Genomic DNA, 16,426 nt, shown 5'->3' with positions numbered 1-16,426 from the left:
GCGCACAGTCAGTTGCGCGAAAGAGGTTGAGGACCATTCCCCATCATGGTTGAACTAGAAATTGACGGCAAGACGGTCGAGGTGCCCGAAGGCAGCATGGTGATCCAGGCTGCGCACAAGGTCGATACGTACATTCCTCACTTCTGCTATCACAAGAAGCTGTCGATCGCGGCGAACTGCCGGATGTGCCTCGTCGAAGTCGAAAAGATGCCGAAGGCCGTCCCCGCGTGCGCCACGCCCGTTTCGGCCGGCATGGTCGTGCGGACCGCCTCCGACAAGGCCGTGAAGGCGCAACAGTCGGTGATGGAGTTCCTGCTGATCAATCACCCGCTGGACTGCCCGATCTGCGATCAGGGCGGCGAGTGCCAGTTGCAGGATCTGGCCGTGGGTTACGGCAAGTCCCAGTCGCGCTACAACGAAGAAAAGCGCGTGGTGTTCCACAAGAACGTGGGCCCGCTCATCTCGATGGAAGAGATGACGCGCTGCATCCACTGCACGCGCTGCGTGCGCTTCGGCCAGGAAGTCGCCGGCGTCATGGAACTCGGCATGCTGGGCCGCGGCGAGCATTCGGAAATCACGTCGTTCGTCGGCAAGACGGTGGATTCGGAACTGTCGGGCAACATGATCGACCTGTGCCCGGTCGGCGCGCTCACGAGCAAGCCGTTCCGCTACAGCGCGCGGACGTGGGAATTGTCGCGCCGCAAGTCGGTGAGCCCGCACGATTCCGTCGGTTCGAACCTGGTCGTTCAGGTGAAGAACAACCGCGTGATGCGCGTTCTGCCGATGGAAAACGAAGCCATCAACGAATGCTGGATCTCGGACAAGGACCGCTTCTCGTACGAAGCGCTCAACAGCGACGAACGCCTGACCACGCCGATGCTCAAGCAGGGCGGCAAGTGGATCGAAACGGACTGGCAGACGGCGCTCGAGTACGTGGCGAAGGGCATCAAGGGCATCAAGGCGGATCATGGCGCGAACGCCATCGCCGCGCTCGCGACGCCGCATAGCACGGTCGAAGAACTGTATTTGCTGAAGCAGTTCGCGGAAGGCGTCGGCTCGCCGAACGTCGATTTCCGTCTGCGTCAGAACGACTTTTCCGCGCCGGTGGGCGCGGGCGCGCCGTGGCTGGGCGTGAAGATCGCGGATCTGTCGAACGTCGATACGGCGTTCGTCATCGGCTCGTTCCTGCGCCGCGATCATCCGCTTTTCGCCGCGCGTCTGCGTCAGGCTGCGAAGAACGGCGCGATGCTCACGTTCCTGAACGCCAGCAACGACGACTCGCTGATCCCGACCGCGCATCGTCTGGTCGCTGCGCCCTCGGCGTGGCTCGACCAGCTCGCGGGCATCGCCGGTGCGATCTCGGAAGCGCGCGGCGTCGCGCTGCCGGACGCGTTCGCCGGTCGCGAAGTGTCGGCCGCCGCGAAGGACGTGGCGGCATCGTTGTCGGCGGGCGAGAAGCGTGTCGTGCTGCTCGGCAATGTGGCGGTCCAGCATCCGGACTTCGCGCAGAGTCAGGCGGCGGCGCAGTGGATCGCCGACAACACCGGCGCGACGCTCGGCTTCCTGACTGAAGGCGCGAACTCGGTGGGCGGCTATCTCGTCGATGCGCTGCCGGGCGAGGGCGGTCTCGACGCCCGCGCGGCGTTCGAACAGCCGCGCAAGGGCTACGTGCTCTTCAATGCAGAGCCGGAACTCGATGCGGCGAACCCGGCGCAGGCCGTCGCGGCGCTGAAGGCCGCCGAAATGGTGGTCGTGCTGTCGCCGTTCACGCACGGCATGGAGTACGCCGACGTGCTGCTGCCCATCGCGCCGTTCACGGAGACGTCGGGCACGTTCGTCAACGCGGAAGGCACGGCGCAGTCGTTCAACGGCGTCGTCCGCGCATTGGGCGAGACGCGTCCGGGCTGGAAGGTACTGCGCGTGCTGGGCACGATGCTCGGCCTGCCGGGCTTCGAATTCGACACGGCGGAAGAAGTGCGCGTCGCGGCGCTCGGCACGGGCGACCTCACGGCGCGTCTGTCGAACAAGACGACGGTCGCACCGAAGGGCGCTGCATCGAACATTTCGGTGAAGGGCGGCTTCGAGCGTCTCGCCGACGTGCCGATCTATCACGCGGACCCGCTCGTGCGCCGCGCGCCGTCGCTGCATCTGACGGCAGCGGCACGCGACGCGAATGTCGCGGGCTTGCCGACGACGCTTTTCGACAAGCTCGGCCTGAAGGACGGCGACGTCGTGCGCATCAAGCAAGGCGACCTGTCGGTGGTGATGCCCGCGGTGCGCGACGCGAACCTGGCGGAAACGGTGGTCCGCGTGTCGGCGGCTACCGCGGCTGGCGCCGCACTCGGCGGCCTGTTCGGTGAACTGGTAGTGGAGAAGGCGTAAATGGGCTTGTTCGATACGATCAACGCAGGCGGCACGCAGCTTCTGGGCGTTGCCTGGCCGACCGTGTGGGCGCTGGTGCGCATCCTCGTGGTTGCGGTGGTGATCCTGCTGTGCGTCGCGTACCTGATTCTTTGGGAACGCAAGCTCATCGGCTGGATGCACGTGCGTCTCGGCCCGAACCGCGTCGGCCCGGCAGGCTTGCTGCAGCCGATTGCGGACGTGCTGAAGCTGCTGCTGAAGGAAGTCATTCAGCCGACGCAGGCGAGCAAATGGATCTACGTCATCGCGCCGATCATGACCGTGGTGCCGGCCTTCGCTGTCTGGGCGGTCATTCCGTTCCAGGCGAAAGCCGTGCTAGGCAACATCAACGCGGGTCTCCTGTACATCATGGCGATCTCGTCGATCGGCGTGTACGGCGTGATTCTCGCGGGCTGGGCGTCGAACTCGAAGTACGCGTTCCTCGGCGCGATGCGCGCGGCGGCGCAGATGGTGTCCTACGAAATCTCGATGGGCTTCGCGCTCGTCGTGGTGCTGATGGTCGCGGGCACGCTGAACATGTCGGACATCGTCGCTTCGCAGCAACGCGGCATTTTCGCGGGCTTCGGCGTCAACATCCTGTCGTGGAACTGGCTGCCGCTTCTGCCGATGTTCGTCGTGTACTTCATCTCGGGCATCGCAGAAACGAATCGTCACCCGTTCGACGTGGTGGAAGGCGAATCGGAAATCGTCGCGGGTCACATGATCGACTACTCGGGCATGGCGTTCGCGCTGTTCTTCCTCGCCGAGTACATCAACATGATCGTGATCTCGGCGATTGCGACGACCCTGTTCCTGGGCGGCTGGGACGCGCCGTTCGGCTTCCTGTCGTTCATCCCGGGCGTGTTCTGGTTCGTGCTCAAGGTTTTCTTCCTGCTGTCGGTCTTCATCTGGGCCCGCGCGACGTTCCCGCGCTACCGCTATGACCAGATCATGCGTCTCGGCTGGAAGGTGTTCCTGCCGGTCTCGGTAGTGTGGGTGGTCGTGATCGGCTTCTGGATCATGTCGCCGCTCAACATCTGGAAGTAGTCGGACGAACCCAGGACAAGAGCGGACCAAACATCATGAACGCAATTCAGAACTTCTTTAAGACCTTCTTCCTGACCGAACTGCTGAAGGGTCTGGCGCTGACGGGCCGTTATACGTTCCAGCGCAAGATCACGGTGCAGTTCCCGGAAGAAAAGACGCCGGTGTCGCCGCGCTTTCGCGGGCTGCACGCGCTGCGCCGCTATGAAAACGGCGAAGAGCGCTGCATCGCGTGCAAGCTGTGCGAAGCGGTGTGCCCGGCGCTCGCCATCACTATCGAATCGGAAACGCGCGCGGACAATACCCGCCGCACGACGCGCTACGACATCGACCTGACCAAGTGTATCTTCTGCGGCTTCTGCGAAGAGAGCTGCCCGGTCGATTCGATCGTCGAGACGCACATCCTCGAATATCACGGCGAAAAGCGCGGCGATCTGTATTTCACGAAGGACATGCTGCTTGCAGTGGGCGATCGCTACGAGACGGAAATCGCCGCATCGAAGGCGGCCGACGCTCCTTACCGTTGATGCGAAGCGGATGCCGGCGTGGCCGCCGGCGTCCGAGTCGAAGTCAAAGCGATTCTGCTGTTGCTGTTGGCGCGTTGCGCCGCGCGCCGACACACCCTGCCTGATGATGGCCTAACGATGAACCGGTAATCATGGAATTCACAACCGTACTGTTCTATATCTTCGCGCTGCTGTTGACCGTGTCCGCGCTGAAGGTGATCACCTCGCGCAATCCGGTGTCATCCGCGCTCTTTCTCGTGCTCGCGTTCTTCAACGCGGCCGCGATCTGGATGCTCCTGCAAGCCGAATTCCTCGCGATCCTGCTGGTTCTCGTGTATGTCGGCGCGGTGATGGTGCTGTTCCTCTTCGTCGTGATGATGCTCGACATCAACATCGACGTGCTGCGGCGCGACTTCAAGCGTTTCGTGCCGCTCGCGACCATCGTCGGCGCGATCATCGTCATCGAAACGGCGCTGATTCTGTGGCACGGCTACGGCGCGACGGTCACGCCGCTGCGTGATGCGGGCACGGCCGCCGCGGGCGCCGGCGTGAGCGGTGCGGCGCTGATGCCGAACACGCAGCTCATCGGCAAGGTCATTTACACGGACTACATCTTCGCGTTCGAAATCGCGGGTCTCGTGCTGCTGGTGGCGATCATCGCGGCCATCTCGCTGACCGTGCGCGACAAGAAGGACAAGAAGACGCAAACCGTCAGCAAGCAGGTCAAGGTTCGCCGCCAGGACCGCGTGCGTCTCGTGAAGATGCAGGCTGAAAAGCAGGCGCCGGATGCATCGGTGGAACCTGCCGTGACCGGCAACATCGGCGCGGGCACCGTGGACAACAAGGGCTGAGCGCGAAGGAGAGAACAAACATGTTGAGTCTTGCCCATTACCTCGTGCTCGGCGCGATCCTTTTCGCGATCAGCATCGTCGGCATCTTCCTGAACCGCCGCAACGTCATCATCATCCTGATGGCCATCGAACTGATGCTGCTTGCGGTGAACACCAATTTCGTCGCGTTCTCGCACTATCTGGGCGACGTTCACGGCCAGATTTTCGTGTTCTTCGTCCTGACCGTGGCCGCTGCGGAAGCCGCGATCGGTCTCGCGATTCTCGTGACCCTGTTCCGTAGCCTCGACACGATCAACGTCGAGGACCTCGATCAGCTCAAAGGTTAATTTCAGGCTAGGCTGTTATGTCCACGACACTCAATGAAAACCTCCTGCTCGCGGTCCCGCTGGCTCCGCTCGCGGGCTCGCTGATCGCGGGGCTGCTCGGGAAGACGGTGGGGCGCAAGGGCTCGCACCGCGTCACCATTCTCGGCGTCTTCATCTCGTTCATCCTGTCCGCGTTCGTGTTCTACGACGTGATGATGGGCGCGAGCTTCAATGGCACCGTCTACGAATGGATGACGATGGGCTCGCTGAAGATGGAAGTCGGCTTCCTCGTCGATTCCCTGACGGCGATGATGATGGTCATCGTGACCTTCGTCTCGCTGATGGTGCACATCTACACCATCGGCTACATGGCGGAAGAAGACGGATATCAGCGCTTCTTCTCGTACATTTCGCTCTTCACGTTCTCGATGCTGATGCTCGTGATGAGCAACAACTTCCTGCAGCTGTTCTTCGGCTGGGAAGCAGTGGGTCTCGTCTCGTATCTGCTGATCGGCTTCTACTTCACCCGCGAGAGCGCGATCTACGCGAACATGAAGGCGTTCATCGTCAACCGCGTCGGCGACTTCGGCTTCCTGCTCGGCATCGGCCTGCTGCTGGCGTTCGCCGGTTCGCTGAACTACGGCGACGTCTTCGCGCAAGGCGAAAAGCTCGCGGCCATGACGTTCCCGGGCACGAGCTGGGGCCTCCTGACCGTGGCGTGCATCTGCCTCTTCATCGGCGCGATGGGTAAGTCCGCGCAGTTCCCGCTGCATGTGTGGCTGCCGGATTCGATGGAAGGCCCGACGCCGATCTCCGCGCTGATTCACGCGGCAACGATGGTGACGGCCGGTATCTTCATGGTGACGCGCATGTCGCCGCTCTTCGAGCACTCGGATGCCGCGCTGTCGTTCGTGACGGTCATCGGCGCGATCACGGCGTTGTTCATGGGCTTCCTCGGCGTCGTGCAGAACGACATCAAGCGCGTGGTCGCGTATTCGACGCTCTCGCAGCTCGGCTACATGACGGTCGCGCTCGGCGTCTCGGCGTACCCGGTCGCGGTGTTCCACCTCGGCACGCACGCGTTCTTCAAGGCGCTGCTGTTCCTCGGCGCGGGCTCGGTCATCATCGGCATGCACCACGACCAGGACATGCGCAACATGGGCGGGCTGGCGAAGTACATGCCGATCACCTGGATCACGTCGCTGATCGGTTCGCTGGCGCTGATCGGTACGCCGTTCTTCTCGGGCTTCTATTCGAAAGACTCGATCATCGATGCGGTGAAGCTCTCGCATCTGCCGGGTTCGGGTTTCGCGTATTTCGCGGTGGTGGCGAGCGTCTTCGTCACGGCGCTGTACTCGTTCCGCATGTACTTCCTCGTGTTCCACGGCAAGGAGCGGTTCCGCGGTCCGAAGCATCCTGATTCGCCGATGGGCGCCGAAGAGGCGACGCACGGTCAGGGCCACGGTAGCGACAATCATGGTCACGCACACGGCCACGGTCACGATGACCACAGCCACGGCCACGCACACGAGCCGCACGAAAGCCCGTGGGTCGTCACGCTGCCGCTGATCCTGCTGGCGATTCCGTCGGTCATTATCGGCGCCATCATGATCGGCCCGATGCTCTTCGGCGACTTCTTCTCGCACGGCGTCGTGTTCGACAAGGTGATCTACATCGCCGAGAACCACGAAGGCATGCGCGAAATGGCCGAAGAGTTCCACGGCTGGTTCCCGATGGGCCTGCATTCGGTCGCAGGGCTGCCGGTGTGGCTCGCGCTCGCGGGCGTGATCGTCGCGTGGTTCCTGTACATGAAGCGTCCGGATCTGCCGCCGGTCATCCGCCGCCGCTTCGGCCCGATCTACACGCTGCTCGACAACAAGTACTACTTCGACAAGATCAATGAAGTGGTCTTCGCCCGGGGCGCGGTCGCCATCGGTCGCGGGCTGTGGAAAGAGGGCGATGTGGTCGTCATCGACGGCGTCGTCAACGGCAGTGCGCGGTTCGTCGCCTGGTTCGCCGGTGTGATCCGCTTCCTTCAATCCGGTTACATCTATCACTACGCGTTCGCCATGATTATCGGCATGTTGGGGCTCTTGACCCTGTTTGTAACGCTCGGCGGCAAATAAGGCGAGGGACCCTATGCACTCTTTTCCGATTCTCAGTGTCTCGATCTGGCTGCCGATCATCTTCGGCGTCCTGGTCCTGGCTGTAGGTTCTGACCGTAACCCGGCGCCCGCGCGCTGGGTCGCGCTGATCGGCTCGGTTCTCGGTCTGATCGTGACCCTTCCGCTGATCACCGGCTTCGATACGTCGAGCGCCGCGCTGCAATTCGTCGAACAGGCGAACTGGATCGAGCGGTTCAACATCACGTATCACCTGGGCGTCGACGGCATCTCGATGTGGTTCGTCGTGCTGACCGCGCTCATCACCGTGATCGTCGTGATCGCCGGGTGGGAAGTCATCACGGAGCGCGTCTCGCAGTACATGGCTGCGTTCCTGATCCTCTCGGGCATCATGATCGGCGTGTTCTCCACGGCCGACGGCCTGCTGTTCTACGTGTTCTTCGAAGCCACGCTCATTCCGATGTACATCATCATCGGCGTGTGGGGCGGCCCGAATCGCGTGTATGCGGCGTTCAAGTTCTTCCTGTACACGCTCGCCGGCTCGCTCCTGATGCTGGTTGCGTTGCTGTACCTGTACACGCAGACGCACACGTTCGATCTCGCCACGTGGCAAGCCGCGAAGATCGGCATGACGCCGCAGGTGCTGCTCTTCATCGCGTTCTTCCTGGCGTTCGCCGTGAAGGTGCCGATGTGGCCGGTTCACACCTGGCTGCCGGATGCGCACGTCGAAGCGCCGACGGGCGGTTCCGTCGTGCTGGCGGCGATCATGCTGAAGCTCGGCGCATACGGTTTCCTGCGCTTTTCGCTGCCGATCGCGCCGGACGCGAGCCACTTCCTCGCGCCGGTGGTCATCACGCTGTCGCTGATCGCGGTCATCTACATCGGTCTCGTCGCGATGGTGCAGGCCGATATGAAGAAGCTCGTCGCGTATTCGTCGATTGCGCACATGGGCTTCGTCACGCTCGGCTTCTTCATCTTCAGCCAGCTCGGCGTGGAAGGCGCGATCATCCAGATGATCTCGCACGGCTTCGTCTCGGGCGCGATGTTCCTGTCCATCGGCGTGCTGTACGACCGCGTGCATTCGCGTCAGATCGCGGATTACGGCGGCGTCGTGAACACCATGCCGAAGTTCGCCGCGTTCTCCATGCTGTTCGCGATGGCCAACTGCGGTCTGCCGGGCACCTCCGGTTTCGTCGGCGAGTTCATGGTGATTCTGGCTGCCGTGAAGTTCAACTTCTGGATCGGCTTCCTCGCCACGTTCACGCTGATTCTCGGCGCGGCCTACACGCTGTGGATGTACAAGCGCGTGTATTTCGGCGCGGTTGCGAACGACCACGTCGCGAAGCTCGCGGACATCAACAAGCGTGAGATGTTCATGCTGCTCGTGCTCGCGCTGTTCACGCTCTATATGGGCCTGCATCCGAAGCCCTTCACCGACGTGATGCACGAGTCGGTGGCAAACCTGCTCTCCCACGTCGCGCAGTCCAAGCTGCCGCTGGCTCAGTAACGCCGTGCGGAGGAACTAAAAGATCATGCAAAACGCCCCTATGAGTGTCCTGTTGCCCGACGGCATCCTGATGGCCGCCGTCGTCGTGGCCTGGTTGAACGACACGATGTTCGGTCCGTCGAGCCGCCGTACGACCTACGCGATCGCGCTGGTCTCGACCATCGTCGTCGGCGTGTGGTTCGCGTTCTCGGCGCTCGATCCGACGCCGCATTACTTCTTCGCGCGCATGTATATCGTCGATCCGTTCGCGAGCGCGATGAAAGCGGTCGTGACGCTCGGCTACGCGGTGTCGATCATCTACTCGCGCAAGTATCTGGAAGACCGCGATCTGTTCCGCGGCGACTTCTTCCTGCTCGGCCTGTTCTCGCTGCTCGGCCAGTGCGTGATGATTTCGGGCAACAACTTCCTCACGCTGTACCTCGGCCTCGAACTGATGTCGCTGTCGCTGTACGCGGTCATCGCGTTGCGCAAGGACGTGCCGCAGTCGAACGAATCGGCGATGAAGTACTACGTGCTCGGCGCGCTCGCGTCCGGCTTCCTGCTCTACGGCATCTCGATGCTGTACGGCGCGACCGGCTCGCTCGAACTGAACGAAGTGCTGAAGGCCGTGGCGTCGGGCCGCATCAACGACGCAGTGCTGCTCTTTGGCGTGATCTTCATCGTGGCGGGCGTGGCGTTCAAGATGGGCGCGGTGCCGTTCCACATGTGGGTGCCGGACGTCTATCAAGGCGCGCCGACGGCCATGACGCTGCTGACCGGCGGCGGCCCGAAGGTCGCGGCGTTCGCGTGGGGCCTGCGCTTCCTGGTGATGGGTCTGCTGCCGTTCGCGGTCGACTGGCAGGAGATGCTGGTGATTCTCGCGGCGCTGTCGCTGATCGTCGGCAACGTCACGGGTATCGTGCAGAAGAACATCAAACGGATGCTGGCGTACTCGGCCATCTCGAACATGGGCTTCGTGCTGCTCGGCCTACTGGCCGGCGTGGTCGACGGCAAGGTGACGGGCGCGGCGGGCGCATACAGCTCGGCGATGTTCTACAGCATCATCTATCTGGTGACGACGCTCGGCACCTTCGGCGTCGTGATGCTGCTCGCGCGCCGCGACTTCGAAGCCGAACAGATCGACGACTTCAAGGGCCTCAACCAGCGCAGCCCGGTCTTCGCGTTCGTCATGATGGTCATGATGTTCTCGCTCGCCGGCATTCCGCCGACGGTCGGCTTCTACGCGAAGCTCGCCGTGCTCGAAGCGACGATGAACGCCGGTCTGACGTGGCTTGCCGTGCTGGCCGTGCTGACGTCGCTCGTGGGCGCGTTCTACTACCTGCGCATCGTCAAGCTCATGTACTTCGACGCGCCGCAAGACGCATCGCCGATCGTCGCGGATGGCCTGAATCGTTCGCTCTTGGCGTTCAACGGTTTGGCCGTGCTGGTGCTGGGTCTGGTTCCGGGCCCGCTGATGACGGCTTGCCTGCAAGCAATCACGCATACGCTGCCGCTGTAATGTCGGCTGCGGGCTGGTTTATCGTGCTGTTGGCGCTCGTCGGCGCCAACGTGCCGTTCCTGAACCAGCGCCTCTTCGCTGTCGTGCCGGTGCCGCTGCCGGCACCGACGCGCCATCAGCCGGCGAAGAAGAGCGCATGGATCAGGATCGGTGAGTTGATCGTTCTCTACTTCGTGGTCGGCGCGCTCGGCTTCATGCTCGAAGCGCGCGCCGGCAACCGTTTCGACCAGGGATGGCAGTTCTACGCCATCACCTTCAGTCTGTTCGTGGTGCTCGCGTTTCCGGGCTTCACCTATCAATATCTCGTCAAACGCCGCTGATGGCTTCGCGCCCTCGGCGGCTGTTTGCTTAACCGGCACAGGGTGCAAGATGGCAGACCAGTTCTCCGCTTCCGATAACGACGACGGCCTCATCGAGAAGAAGGTCGAAAGCGTCACGCTGCATGAAGGCAAGTTCCTCACGCTCAAGCGCGATACGGTGGCGTTGCCCGACGGCAAGCACGCCACGCGCGAGTTTGTCGAGCACCCGGGCGCGGTGATGATCCTGCCGGTTTTCGACGATGGCCGCGTGCTGCTCGAACGTCAGTTCCGCTATCCGGTCGGGCGCGTGCTGCTCGAATTTCCGGCAGGCAAGCTCGATCCGAACGAGGACGAACTGACGTGCGCGAAGCGCGAATTGCAGGAGGAAACCGGCTACACCGCGCGCGAATGGGTGTTCCTGACGCGCATTCATCCGGTCATTTCGTATTCGACGGAATTCATCGACCTGTATCTGGCGCGCGGTCTCACGGCTGGCGACGCGAAGCTCGACGAAGGCGAGTTCCTCGAAACGTTCATCGCGGACGAGGCGCAGTTGATGGCGTGGGTCAAGGACGGCACGATCAGCGATGTGAAGACGATCATCGGCGCGTTCTGGCTGGAGAAAATTCGCTCGGGCGAATGGCAGGCGGGCAGGGCGGCTGAGTAAGACGCCGGCTGGCTCTGTCATCACGGAAAGCGGCCGCGTTGGCCGCTTTTGTCGTTTTGACGCCCGCGCTCGGCGGCGAAAGCGCCGAACAGCTAGAATCTGACGTCGCTCGCTCCTGTACGTCGCGGCATGACGGGCCAACGCACGATCGTTCGCAAAACGCGATTCTGAGATAAACTCACCGAAGTCCCATCAGCATGAAGGTCCTCGATTTAAAGTGCTCGCACGAACATCGCTTTGAAGGCTGGTTTGCTTCGACCGAAGAATTCGAGTCGCAGCTGGGCCGCAAGCTGGTCGCGTGTCCCGTCTGCTCGACGACGGATGTCAGTCGCATGCCGTCCGCGCCGCGCCTGAACTTGTCTTCGGCGCGTGGGGAGGCGGAGGTGCAACCGCAAGCGCCGAAGGCATCGCCGGATGCGGCCGCCATGCAGGCGCGCGCGCTCCAGTTCATGCGAGAACTGATCGAGAAGACCGAGAACGTGGGCGAGCGTTTCGCCGAAGAGGCGCGGCGCATCCATTACAACGAAGCGCCGGCGCGCAATATCCGCGGCGTCACGACGCCCGAAGACGCGCACGCTTTGCTGGAAGAAGGCATCGAAGTAATGCCGCTGCCCGTGCCGGCCGCGTTGAAGGAGCCGCTGCAGTAATGACTGAACGCGGCGTCTTCCCGGCTTCGGCCCGACAAGGAGACATCGCGTATGAGTCGTCATTCTTTCCGTGCGTATCACGGCTGCCGTCTTGGCGCCGTCTCGCCCCGCATCGCCACCAAATTCCCCTGTATCGATCGCACCGATCCCGCTTCCCTGAGCGCGATCCGGCGCTTCCTGCCGCCTTCGATTGTCCGACGCTAATAAGAGGACCTACGCATGACCTACAGTTTCGAGGATTTCGAAGTCGGCGCGGCGGTGACGCTGAGCGCGCATACGTTCAGCCGCGAGGAGATCATCGACTTCGCGAGCCGCTACGATCCGCAGCCGTTTCATCTCTCGGACGAAGCGGGAAGGGCATCGCACTTCGGCGGACTTGTCGCGAGCGGATGGAACACGTGCTCCGCGATGATGGGCATTCTCGTGCGCGACATGCTCGCCGATTCGACGTCGATGGGCTCGCCCGGTCTCGACAACATTCGCTGGCTCAAGCCCGTGCGCGTCGGCGATTCGGTGCGGCTCACCGTGCGCGTGCTGGACAAGCGCGTGTCGAAGAGCAAGCCGGACCGCGGCATCGTCTCGACACGCTGGGAAGCGCACAATCAGGACGGCGAACTGGTGCTGACGGTGGATTCGGCTGCGCTCTTCGGCCTGCGGACGCCTGCCGCGAGCTAGCGCTTCGCGTACTGCGTCGCGCCGAACAGCACTTCCTTCTCCTTGTCGGTGAAGGGCTTGCGTTCGCGCGCCAGCACCTGCACGCCGCGCTCCACGGCCGGCCGCGCCGCGATCGCATCGAACCAGCGCCGCACGTTCGGGAATTCATCGAGCACGATGCCCTGGTTCTCCCACGAACGCGTCCACGGGAAGGTCGCGATGTCCGCAATCGTGTACTCGTTGCCCGCGAGGTATTGCGTGACGCCGAGCTGCTTGTCCATCACGCCGTACAGCCGGCGCGCTTCGTTCGTGTAGCGGTTGATCGCGTAGTCGATCTTCTCGGGCGCGTAATTGCGAAAGTGGTGCGTCTGTCCGAGCATCGGTCCGACGCCGCCCATCTGGAACATGAGCCATTGAATCGTCGTGTAGCGGCCGATGGCATCCGGGGGCAGCAGTTTGCCCGTCTTCTCCGCGAGATACACGAGGATCGCGCCGGATTCGAACAACGCGAACGGCTTGCCTTCCGGACCGTCGTTGTCGATGATCGCGGGAATCTTGTTGTTCGGGCTGATCGCGAGAAAGTCGGGCTTGAACTGGTCGCCCGCACCGATATCGACGGGATGAGCCCGGTATTCGAGGCCGGTTTCCTCCAGCATGATGTGAATCTTGTGCCCGTTGGGCGTCGGCCAGCTATACACGTCGATCATGTGCGCTCCTCAGTCGTGCGGATGACGCATTCACGCGCGGCTCGCGGAATGGCAGCGAAAATTAGAGCATGTTTGTGCGCGCCGTGCAGAGCCCGCCCGCGGCTCGCAACGGCGAATCAGTCGCGCGGTTCCATGTATTTCGCCAGTTCCAGTTTCGCGATGGCATTGCGATGCACTTCGTCCGGCCCGTCCGCGAGCCTCAACGTGCGCGCCGATGCATACGCGTACGCAAGCGGAAAGTCGTCGCAAATGCCCGCCGCGCCGTGCGCCTGAATCGCCCAGTCGATCACCTGACACGCGACGTTCGGCGCGACCACCTTGATCATCGCGATCTCGCCGCGCGCGCCCTTGTTGCCAACGGTATCCATCATGTATGCGGCCTTCAGCGTCAGCAGCCGCGCCTGTTCGATCATGATGCGCGCTTCGGCGATGCGCTCCTGCGTCACGCCATGCTGCGCGACGGGCTTGCCGAACGCGACGCGCGAAAGCGTGCGCTTCGCCATGAGTTCGAGCGCACGCTCTGCAAGTCCGATCAGCCGCATGCAATGATGGATGCGTCCCGGCCCGAGCCGCCCCTGCGCGATCTCGAAGCCGCGTCCTTCGCCGAGCAGGATGTTGTCGGCCGGCACACGGACCTTGTCGAGCGTGATGTCCATGTGACCGTGCGGCGCGTCGTCGTAGCCGAACACGTTCAGCGGGCGATGCACGGTGATGCCTTCTGCATCCGCCGGCACGAGAATCATCGACTGCTGCGCGTGCTTCGGCGCGTCGGGGTCGGTCTTGCCCATCACGATGAACACCTTGCAGCGCGGATCGCCCGCGCCGGACGACCACCACTTATGACCGTCGATGACGTAGCTGTCGCCGTCGCGCGTGATGCTGCAGCGGATATTCGTCGCATCCGATGACGCGACTTCCGGCTCCGTCATCAAAAACGCCGAGCGGATCTCGCCCCGCAGAAGCGGTTCGAGCCATTGGGCTTTTTGCGCATCGGTGCCGTAGCGTTCGATCGTTTCCATATTGCCCGTATCGGGCGCGCTGCAATTGAAGACTTCCGGCGCCCACGGCACGCGGCCCATGATCTCGCAAAGCGGCGCGTATTCGAGATTCGTCAGACCGGCACCGCGTTCCGACGACGGCAGGAACAAGTTCCACAGCCCTTCGCCGCGCGCTTTGTCCTTCAGCGCTTCGATGAGGCGCGTCGGAACCCACGCGTTGCCGGCCGCGCGATTCGCCGCGATCTCGTCGCGGAATGCATCCTCGTTCGGATAGATATGCGCGTCGAAGAAAGCGTGCAGTCTCGCGCGCAACGCCTCGACTTTCGGCGTGTAGTCGAAGTTCATCGGCTCGTCTCCTGATCCGTTGTCATGCGCCGACTTTCTGCGCGTATTGCCACGCGAGTTCGGCCATCGGCCGGGCGCGGCGGCCCGCGTCGATGGCCTGCGCGCTCGCCGCCGTGCCATCCACGACGCGCTTCATGATGCCTTGCAGGATCGCGGCGATGCGGAACATGTTGTAGGCGAGATAGAAGTTCCAGTCGCCCTCGATATTCAAGCCCGTCCGCTCGCAATAACGCGCGACGTACGCGGCTTCGTCGGGAATGCCGAGCGCGGTCCAGTCCAGGCCGGCGATGCCGCGGAACTGCGACGGATCGACATGCCACGCCATGCAGTGATACGCGAAATCGGCGAGCGGATCGCCGAGCGTCGAGAGCTCCCAGTCGAGCACGGCGAGCACGCGCGGTTCGCTCGGATGGAAGATGAGGTTATCGAGCCGGAAATCGCCATGCACAACACTCGCCTTCGCCGCTGCCGACGCAGGGACATGCCGCGGCAGCCAGTCGATCAGGCGGTCCATCGCGTCGATCTTCTCGGTCTGCGACGCGACGTACTGCTTGCTCCAGCGCCCGATCTGCCGTTCGAAGTAATTGCCCGGCTTGCCGTAGCTGCTAAGTCCGGCCGCTTCGACATCGACCGTATGCAGCGCCGCGATCACGCGGTTCGTTTCGTCGTAGATCGCGGCGCGTTCGGCGGGCGTCATGCCGGGCAGCGACGGGTCCCACAACACGCGGCCTTCGACGAACTCCATCACGTAGAACGCGCGGCCGATCACGCTTTCGTCTTCGCACAAGGCGAGCATGCGCGCGACAGGCACGCCTGTAGCGGCGAGCGCATCCATCACGCGATACTCGCGCTCGATTGCATGCGCCGACGGAAGCAGCTTCGCGGCGGGGCCGGGCTTCGCGCGCATCACGTACGCGCGCGACGGCGTGACGAGCTTGAACGTGGGGTTGGACTGGCCGCCCGCGAACTGCTCGACGCCGAGCGGACCGGCGAAGCCATCGACGTGCGCGGCGAGCCACGCAGCGAGCGCATCGGTGTCGAAGCGTTGGGCTTCGTGCACGGGGCGCGTGCCTTCGAATGCTGAAAAGTCGGAGTGCTGATTTGTCTCGTTGTCTGCCATCGTCTCCTCCGTTTTTGTATGCGCGATGCTTAGTCCATGTCGCTCGCCTTGAACTTCACGAACTGCGCGTAGAGCAGTTCCATCGTCGTGTTCCGCACGTCCGCGTGCAGCGGCGAGGGCGGCGAATGATTGATGGCGTGGACGACCCAGTCGCCGGGTTTGTCGCCGACATCGAGCGCGTTGATGCAGCCCGTCGCCTGCGACAAATGCCCGAAGAACGCGCGCCCGCCAGCCGTGATCGCATGCGAGAGCAGCGCGCGATTGACGCCGCCGTGCAGCACGAGCAGCACCGTGTCCCACGACGTATCCGCGCGCAGCCTCGTCATGGCGGGCAGCGCGCGGTCGAGCAACTGGCCGATGGTCTCGCCGCCCAGGAACTGCGTCTCTTCGGGCACGACGCCGTCGAACACCGAAAGAAACGCGCGCTCGATGTCGCTCGTCGAAAGGTTCGCGAGCCGTCCTCCGCGAATCTCCTGCCACTCGGGCCAGATTTCGATCTGCGCTGCCTGTCCCGTTTCCGCGAGCACGCGCTCGGCCGTTTCGATCGTACGCGGCAGGCCGCTCGCAATCACGCGATCGAAGCGGACGTTTTGCGCGGCGAACTCGCGTCCCGCCGCGCTCGCTTCCTCGCGGCCACGCGCGTTGAGCGGCACGCTTTCAGGGTCGATGGCGCGGCCGGTGTCGTCGAAATAGGTCACATCGCCGTGACGCATCAGGAAGATGCGCCGCCGCTTCGGCAGGTCGTAGTGAGCCAT

General features: G+C 63.2%; 16 protein-coding genes. 12 read left to right on the top strand and 4 right to left on the bottom strand.

Going from position 1 to position 16,426, the window contains the following annotated elements; translation table 11 throughout:
• The first annotated feature begins 45 nt into the window (after nt 1-45).
• The 12 genes from nuoG to LDZ26_RS07815 all read left to right on the top strand — a co-directional run bounded on the left by nuoG (nt 46) and on the right by LDZ26_RS07815 (nt 12,522).
• The gene (gene nuoG / locus LDZ26_RS07870) at nt 46-2,382 is read left to right on the top strand and encodes an NADH-quinone oxidoreductase subunit NuoG (RefSeq protein ID WP_244846710.1); all 2,337 of its coding nucleotides are present in this window, start codon (nt 46-48) and stop codon (nt 2,380-2,382) included.
• Complete coding sequence (gene nuoH, locus LDZ26_RS07865) at nt 2,383-3,447, top strand: NADH-quinone oxidoreductase subunit NuoH (protein WP_175944100.1); 1,065 nt, start codon at nt 2,383-2,385, stop codon at nt 3,445-3,447.
• A 35-nt stretch (nt 3,448-3,482) separates the two neighbouring features.
• Nucleotides 3,483-3,971, top strand: a complete 489-nt coding sequence (gene nuoI, locus LDZ26_RS07860) for an NADH-quinone oxidoreductase subunit NuoI (RefSeq protein WP_159836462.1) — start codon at nt 3,483-3,485, stop codon at nt 3,969-3,971.
• Between the two features lie 131 nt (nt 3,972-4,102).
• Nucleotides 4,103-4,801 carry an NADH-quinone oxidoreductase subunit J gene (locus tag LDZ26_RS07855; protein ID WP_244846708.1) on the top strand — a complete coding sequence of 233 codons (699 nt, stop codon included), beginning with the start codon at nt 4,103-4,105 and terminating at the stop codon, nt 4,799-4,801.
• A 20-nt stretch (nt 4,802-4,821) separates the two neighbouring features.
• A complete protein-coding gene (gene nuoK / locus LDZ26_RS07850) occupies nt 4,822-5,127 on the top strand; it encodes an NADH-quinone oxidoreductase subunit NuoK (protein ID WP_007588140.1) in 306 nt (101 codons plus the stop codon).
• Between the two features lie 17 nt (nt 5,128-5,144).
• On the top strand, nt 5,145-7,232 hold the full coding sequence (nuoL, locus tag LDZ26_RS07845) for an NADH-quinone oxidoreductase subunit L (protein ID WP_244846706.1): 2,088 nt from the start codon (nt 5,145-5,147) through the stop codon (nt 7,230-7,232).
• A 13-nt stretch (nt 7,233-7,245) separates the two neighbouring features.
• Entirely contained in the window at nt 7,246-8,736 is a 1,491-nt protein-coding gene (locus tag LDZ26_RS07840) for an NADH-quinone oxidoreductase subunit M (protein ID WP_244846704.1), read from the top strand.
• A gap of 25 nt (nt 8,737-8,761) precedes the next feature.
• On the top strand, nt 8,762-10,234 hold the full coding sequence (nuoN, locus tag LDZ26_RS07835) for an NADH-quinone oxidoreductase subunit NuoN (protein WP_244846702.1): 1,473 nt from the start codon (nt 8,762-8,764) through the stop codon (nt 10,232-10,234).
• Nucleotides 10,234-10,554, top strand: a complete 321-nt coding sequence (locus tag LDZ26_RS07830; RefSeq protein ID WP_244846700.1) for a DUF2818 family protein — start codon at nt 10,234-10,236, stop codon at nt 10,552-10,554. Before nuoN ends, LDZ26_RS07830 begins: the two co-directional genes overlap by 1 nt.
• 49 nt (nt 10,555-10,603) lie before the next feature.
• Nucleotides 10,604-11,200: an NUDIX domain-containing protein gene (locus LDZ26_RS07825; protein WP_244846698.1), complete on the top strand. Its 597-nt coding sequence runs from the start codon at nt 10,604-10,606 to the stop codon at nt 11,198-11,200.
• A gap of 197 nt (nt 11,201-11,397) precedes the next feature.
• Nucleotides 11,398-11,847 carry a DUF1178 family protein gene (locus LDZ26_RS07820; protein ID WP_244846696.1) on the top strand — a complete coding sequence of 150 codons (450 nt, stop codon included), beginning with the start codon at nt 11,398-11,400 and terminating at the stop codon, nt 11,845-11,847.
• A gap of 219 nt (nt 11,848-12,066) precedes the next feature.
• Nucleotides 12,067-12,522 (top strand): MaoC family dehydratase, encoded by a 456-nt coding sequence (locus tag LDZ26_RS07815; protein ID WP_244846694.1) that lies wholly within the window; start codon nt 12,067-12,069, stop codon nt 12,520-12,522.
• Here LDZ26_RS07815 and LDZ26_RS07810 read toward each other — a convergent pair.
• The 4 genes from LDZ26_RS07810 to LDZ26_RS07795 all read right to left on the bottom strand — a co-directional run bounded on the left by LDZ26_RS07810 (nt 12,519) and on the right by LDZ26_RS07795 (nt 16,426).
• Nucleotides 12,519-13,208 carry a glutathione binding-like protein gene (locus LDZ26_RS07810; RefSeq protein ID WP_244846692.1) on the bottom strand — a complete coding sequence of 230 codons (690 nt, stop codon included), beginning with the start codon at nt 13,206-13,208 and terminating at the stop codon, nt 12,519-12,521. The two genes, LDZ26_RS07815 and LDZ26_RS07810, sit on opposite strands and share 4 nt — an antisense overlap.
• Before the next feature lie 116 nt (nt 13,209-13,324).
• Complete coding sequence (locus LDZ26_RS07805; RefSeq protein ID WP_244846690.1) at nt 13,325-14,551, bottom strand: acyl-CoA dehydrogenase family protein; 1,227 nt, start codon at nt 14,549-14,551, stop codon at nt 13,325-13,327.
• Nucleotides 14,552-14,573: 22 nt separating this feature from the next.
• Complete coding sequence (locus LDZ26_RS07800) at nt 14,574-15,671, bottom strand: phosphotransferase (RefSeq protein WP_244846687.1); 1,098 nt, start codon at nt 15,669-15,671, stop codon at nt 14,574-14,576.
• Nucleotides 15,672-15,700: 29 nt separating this feature from the next.
• Complete coding sequence (locus tag LDZ26_RS07795; RefSeq protein WP_244846685.1) at nt 15,701-16,426, bottom strand: histidine phosphatase family protein; 726 nt, start codon at nt 16,424-16,426, stop codon at nt 15,701-15,703.

Origin of the sequence: Caballeronia sp. SL2Y3, from assembly GCF_022879575.1 — a bacterium.
Lineage (GTDB): Bacteria > Pseudomonadota > Gammaproteobacteria > Burkholderiales > Burkholderiaceae > Caballeronia.
Note: the sequence above shows the minus strand (reverse complement) of the source record. Positions and strands in the feature narration are given on the sequence as shown.

Coding starts and splice junctions, on each gene's coding strand:
- LDZ26_RS07840 (WP_244846704.1), top strand. CDS start 7,246: ATGCACTCTTTTCCGATTCTCAGTGTCTCGATCTGGCTGCCGATCATC.
- LDZ26_RS07815 (WP_244846694.1), top strand. CDS start 12,067: ATGACCTACAGTTTCGAGGATTTCGAAGTCGGCGCGGCGGTGACGCTG.
- LDZ26_RS07805 (WP_244846690.1), bottom strand. CDS start 14,551: ATGAACTTCGACTACACGCCGAAAGTCGAGGCGTTGCGCGCGAGACTG.
- LDZ26_RS07795 (WP_244846685.1), bottom strand. CDS start 16,426: ATGGCTCACTACGACCTGCCGAAGCGGCGGCGCATCTTCCTGATGCGT.
- LDZ26_RS07830 (WP_244846700.1), top strand. CDS start 10,234: ATGTCGGCTGCGGGCTGGTTTATCGTGCTGTTGGCGCTCGTCGGCGCC.
- LDZ26_RS07855 (WP_244846708.1), top strand. CDS start 4,103: ATGGAATTCACAACCGTACTGTTCTATATCTTCGCGCTGCTGTTGACC.
- LDZ26_RS07825 (WP_244846698.1), top strand. CDS start 10,604: ATGGCAGACCAGTTCTCCGCTTCCGATAACGACGACGGCCTCATCGAG.
- nuoG (WP_244846710.1), top strand. CDS start 46: ATGGTTGAACTAGAAATTGACGGCAAGACGGTCGAGGTGCCCGAAGGC.
- nuoK (WP_007588140.1), top strand. CDS start 4,822: ATGTTGAGTCTTGCCCATTACCTCGTGCTCGGCGCGATCCTTTTCGCG.
- nuoI (WP_159836462.1), top strand. CDS start 3,483: ATGAACGCAATTCAGAACTTCTTTAAGACCTTCTTCCTGACCGAACTG.
- nuoN (WP_244846702.1), top strand. CDS start 8,762: ATGCAAAACGCCCCTATGAGTGTCCTGTTGCCCGACGGCATCCTGATG.
- LDZ26_RS07820 (WP_244846696.1), top strand. CDS start 11,398: ATGAAGGTCCTCGATTTAAAGTGCTCGCACGAACATCGCTTTGAAGGC.
- LDZ26_RS07810 (WP_244846692.1), bottom strand. CDS start 13,208: ATGATCGACGTGTATAGCTGGCCGACGCCCAACGGGCACAAGATTCAC.
- nuoH (WP_175944100.1), top strand. CDS start 2,383: ATGGGCTTGTTCGATACGATCAACGCAGGCGGCACGCAGCTTCTGGGC.
- LDZ26_RS07800 (WP_244846687.1), bottom strand. CDS start 15,671: ATGGCAGACAACGAGACAAATCAGCACTCCGACTTTTCAGCATTCGAA.
- nuoL (WP_244846706.1), top strand. CDS start 5,145: ATGTCCACGACACTCAATGAAAACCTCCTGCTCGCGGTCCCGCTGGCT.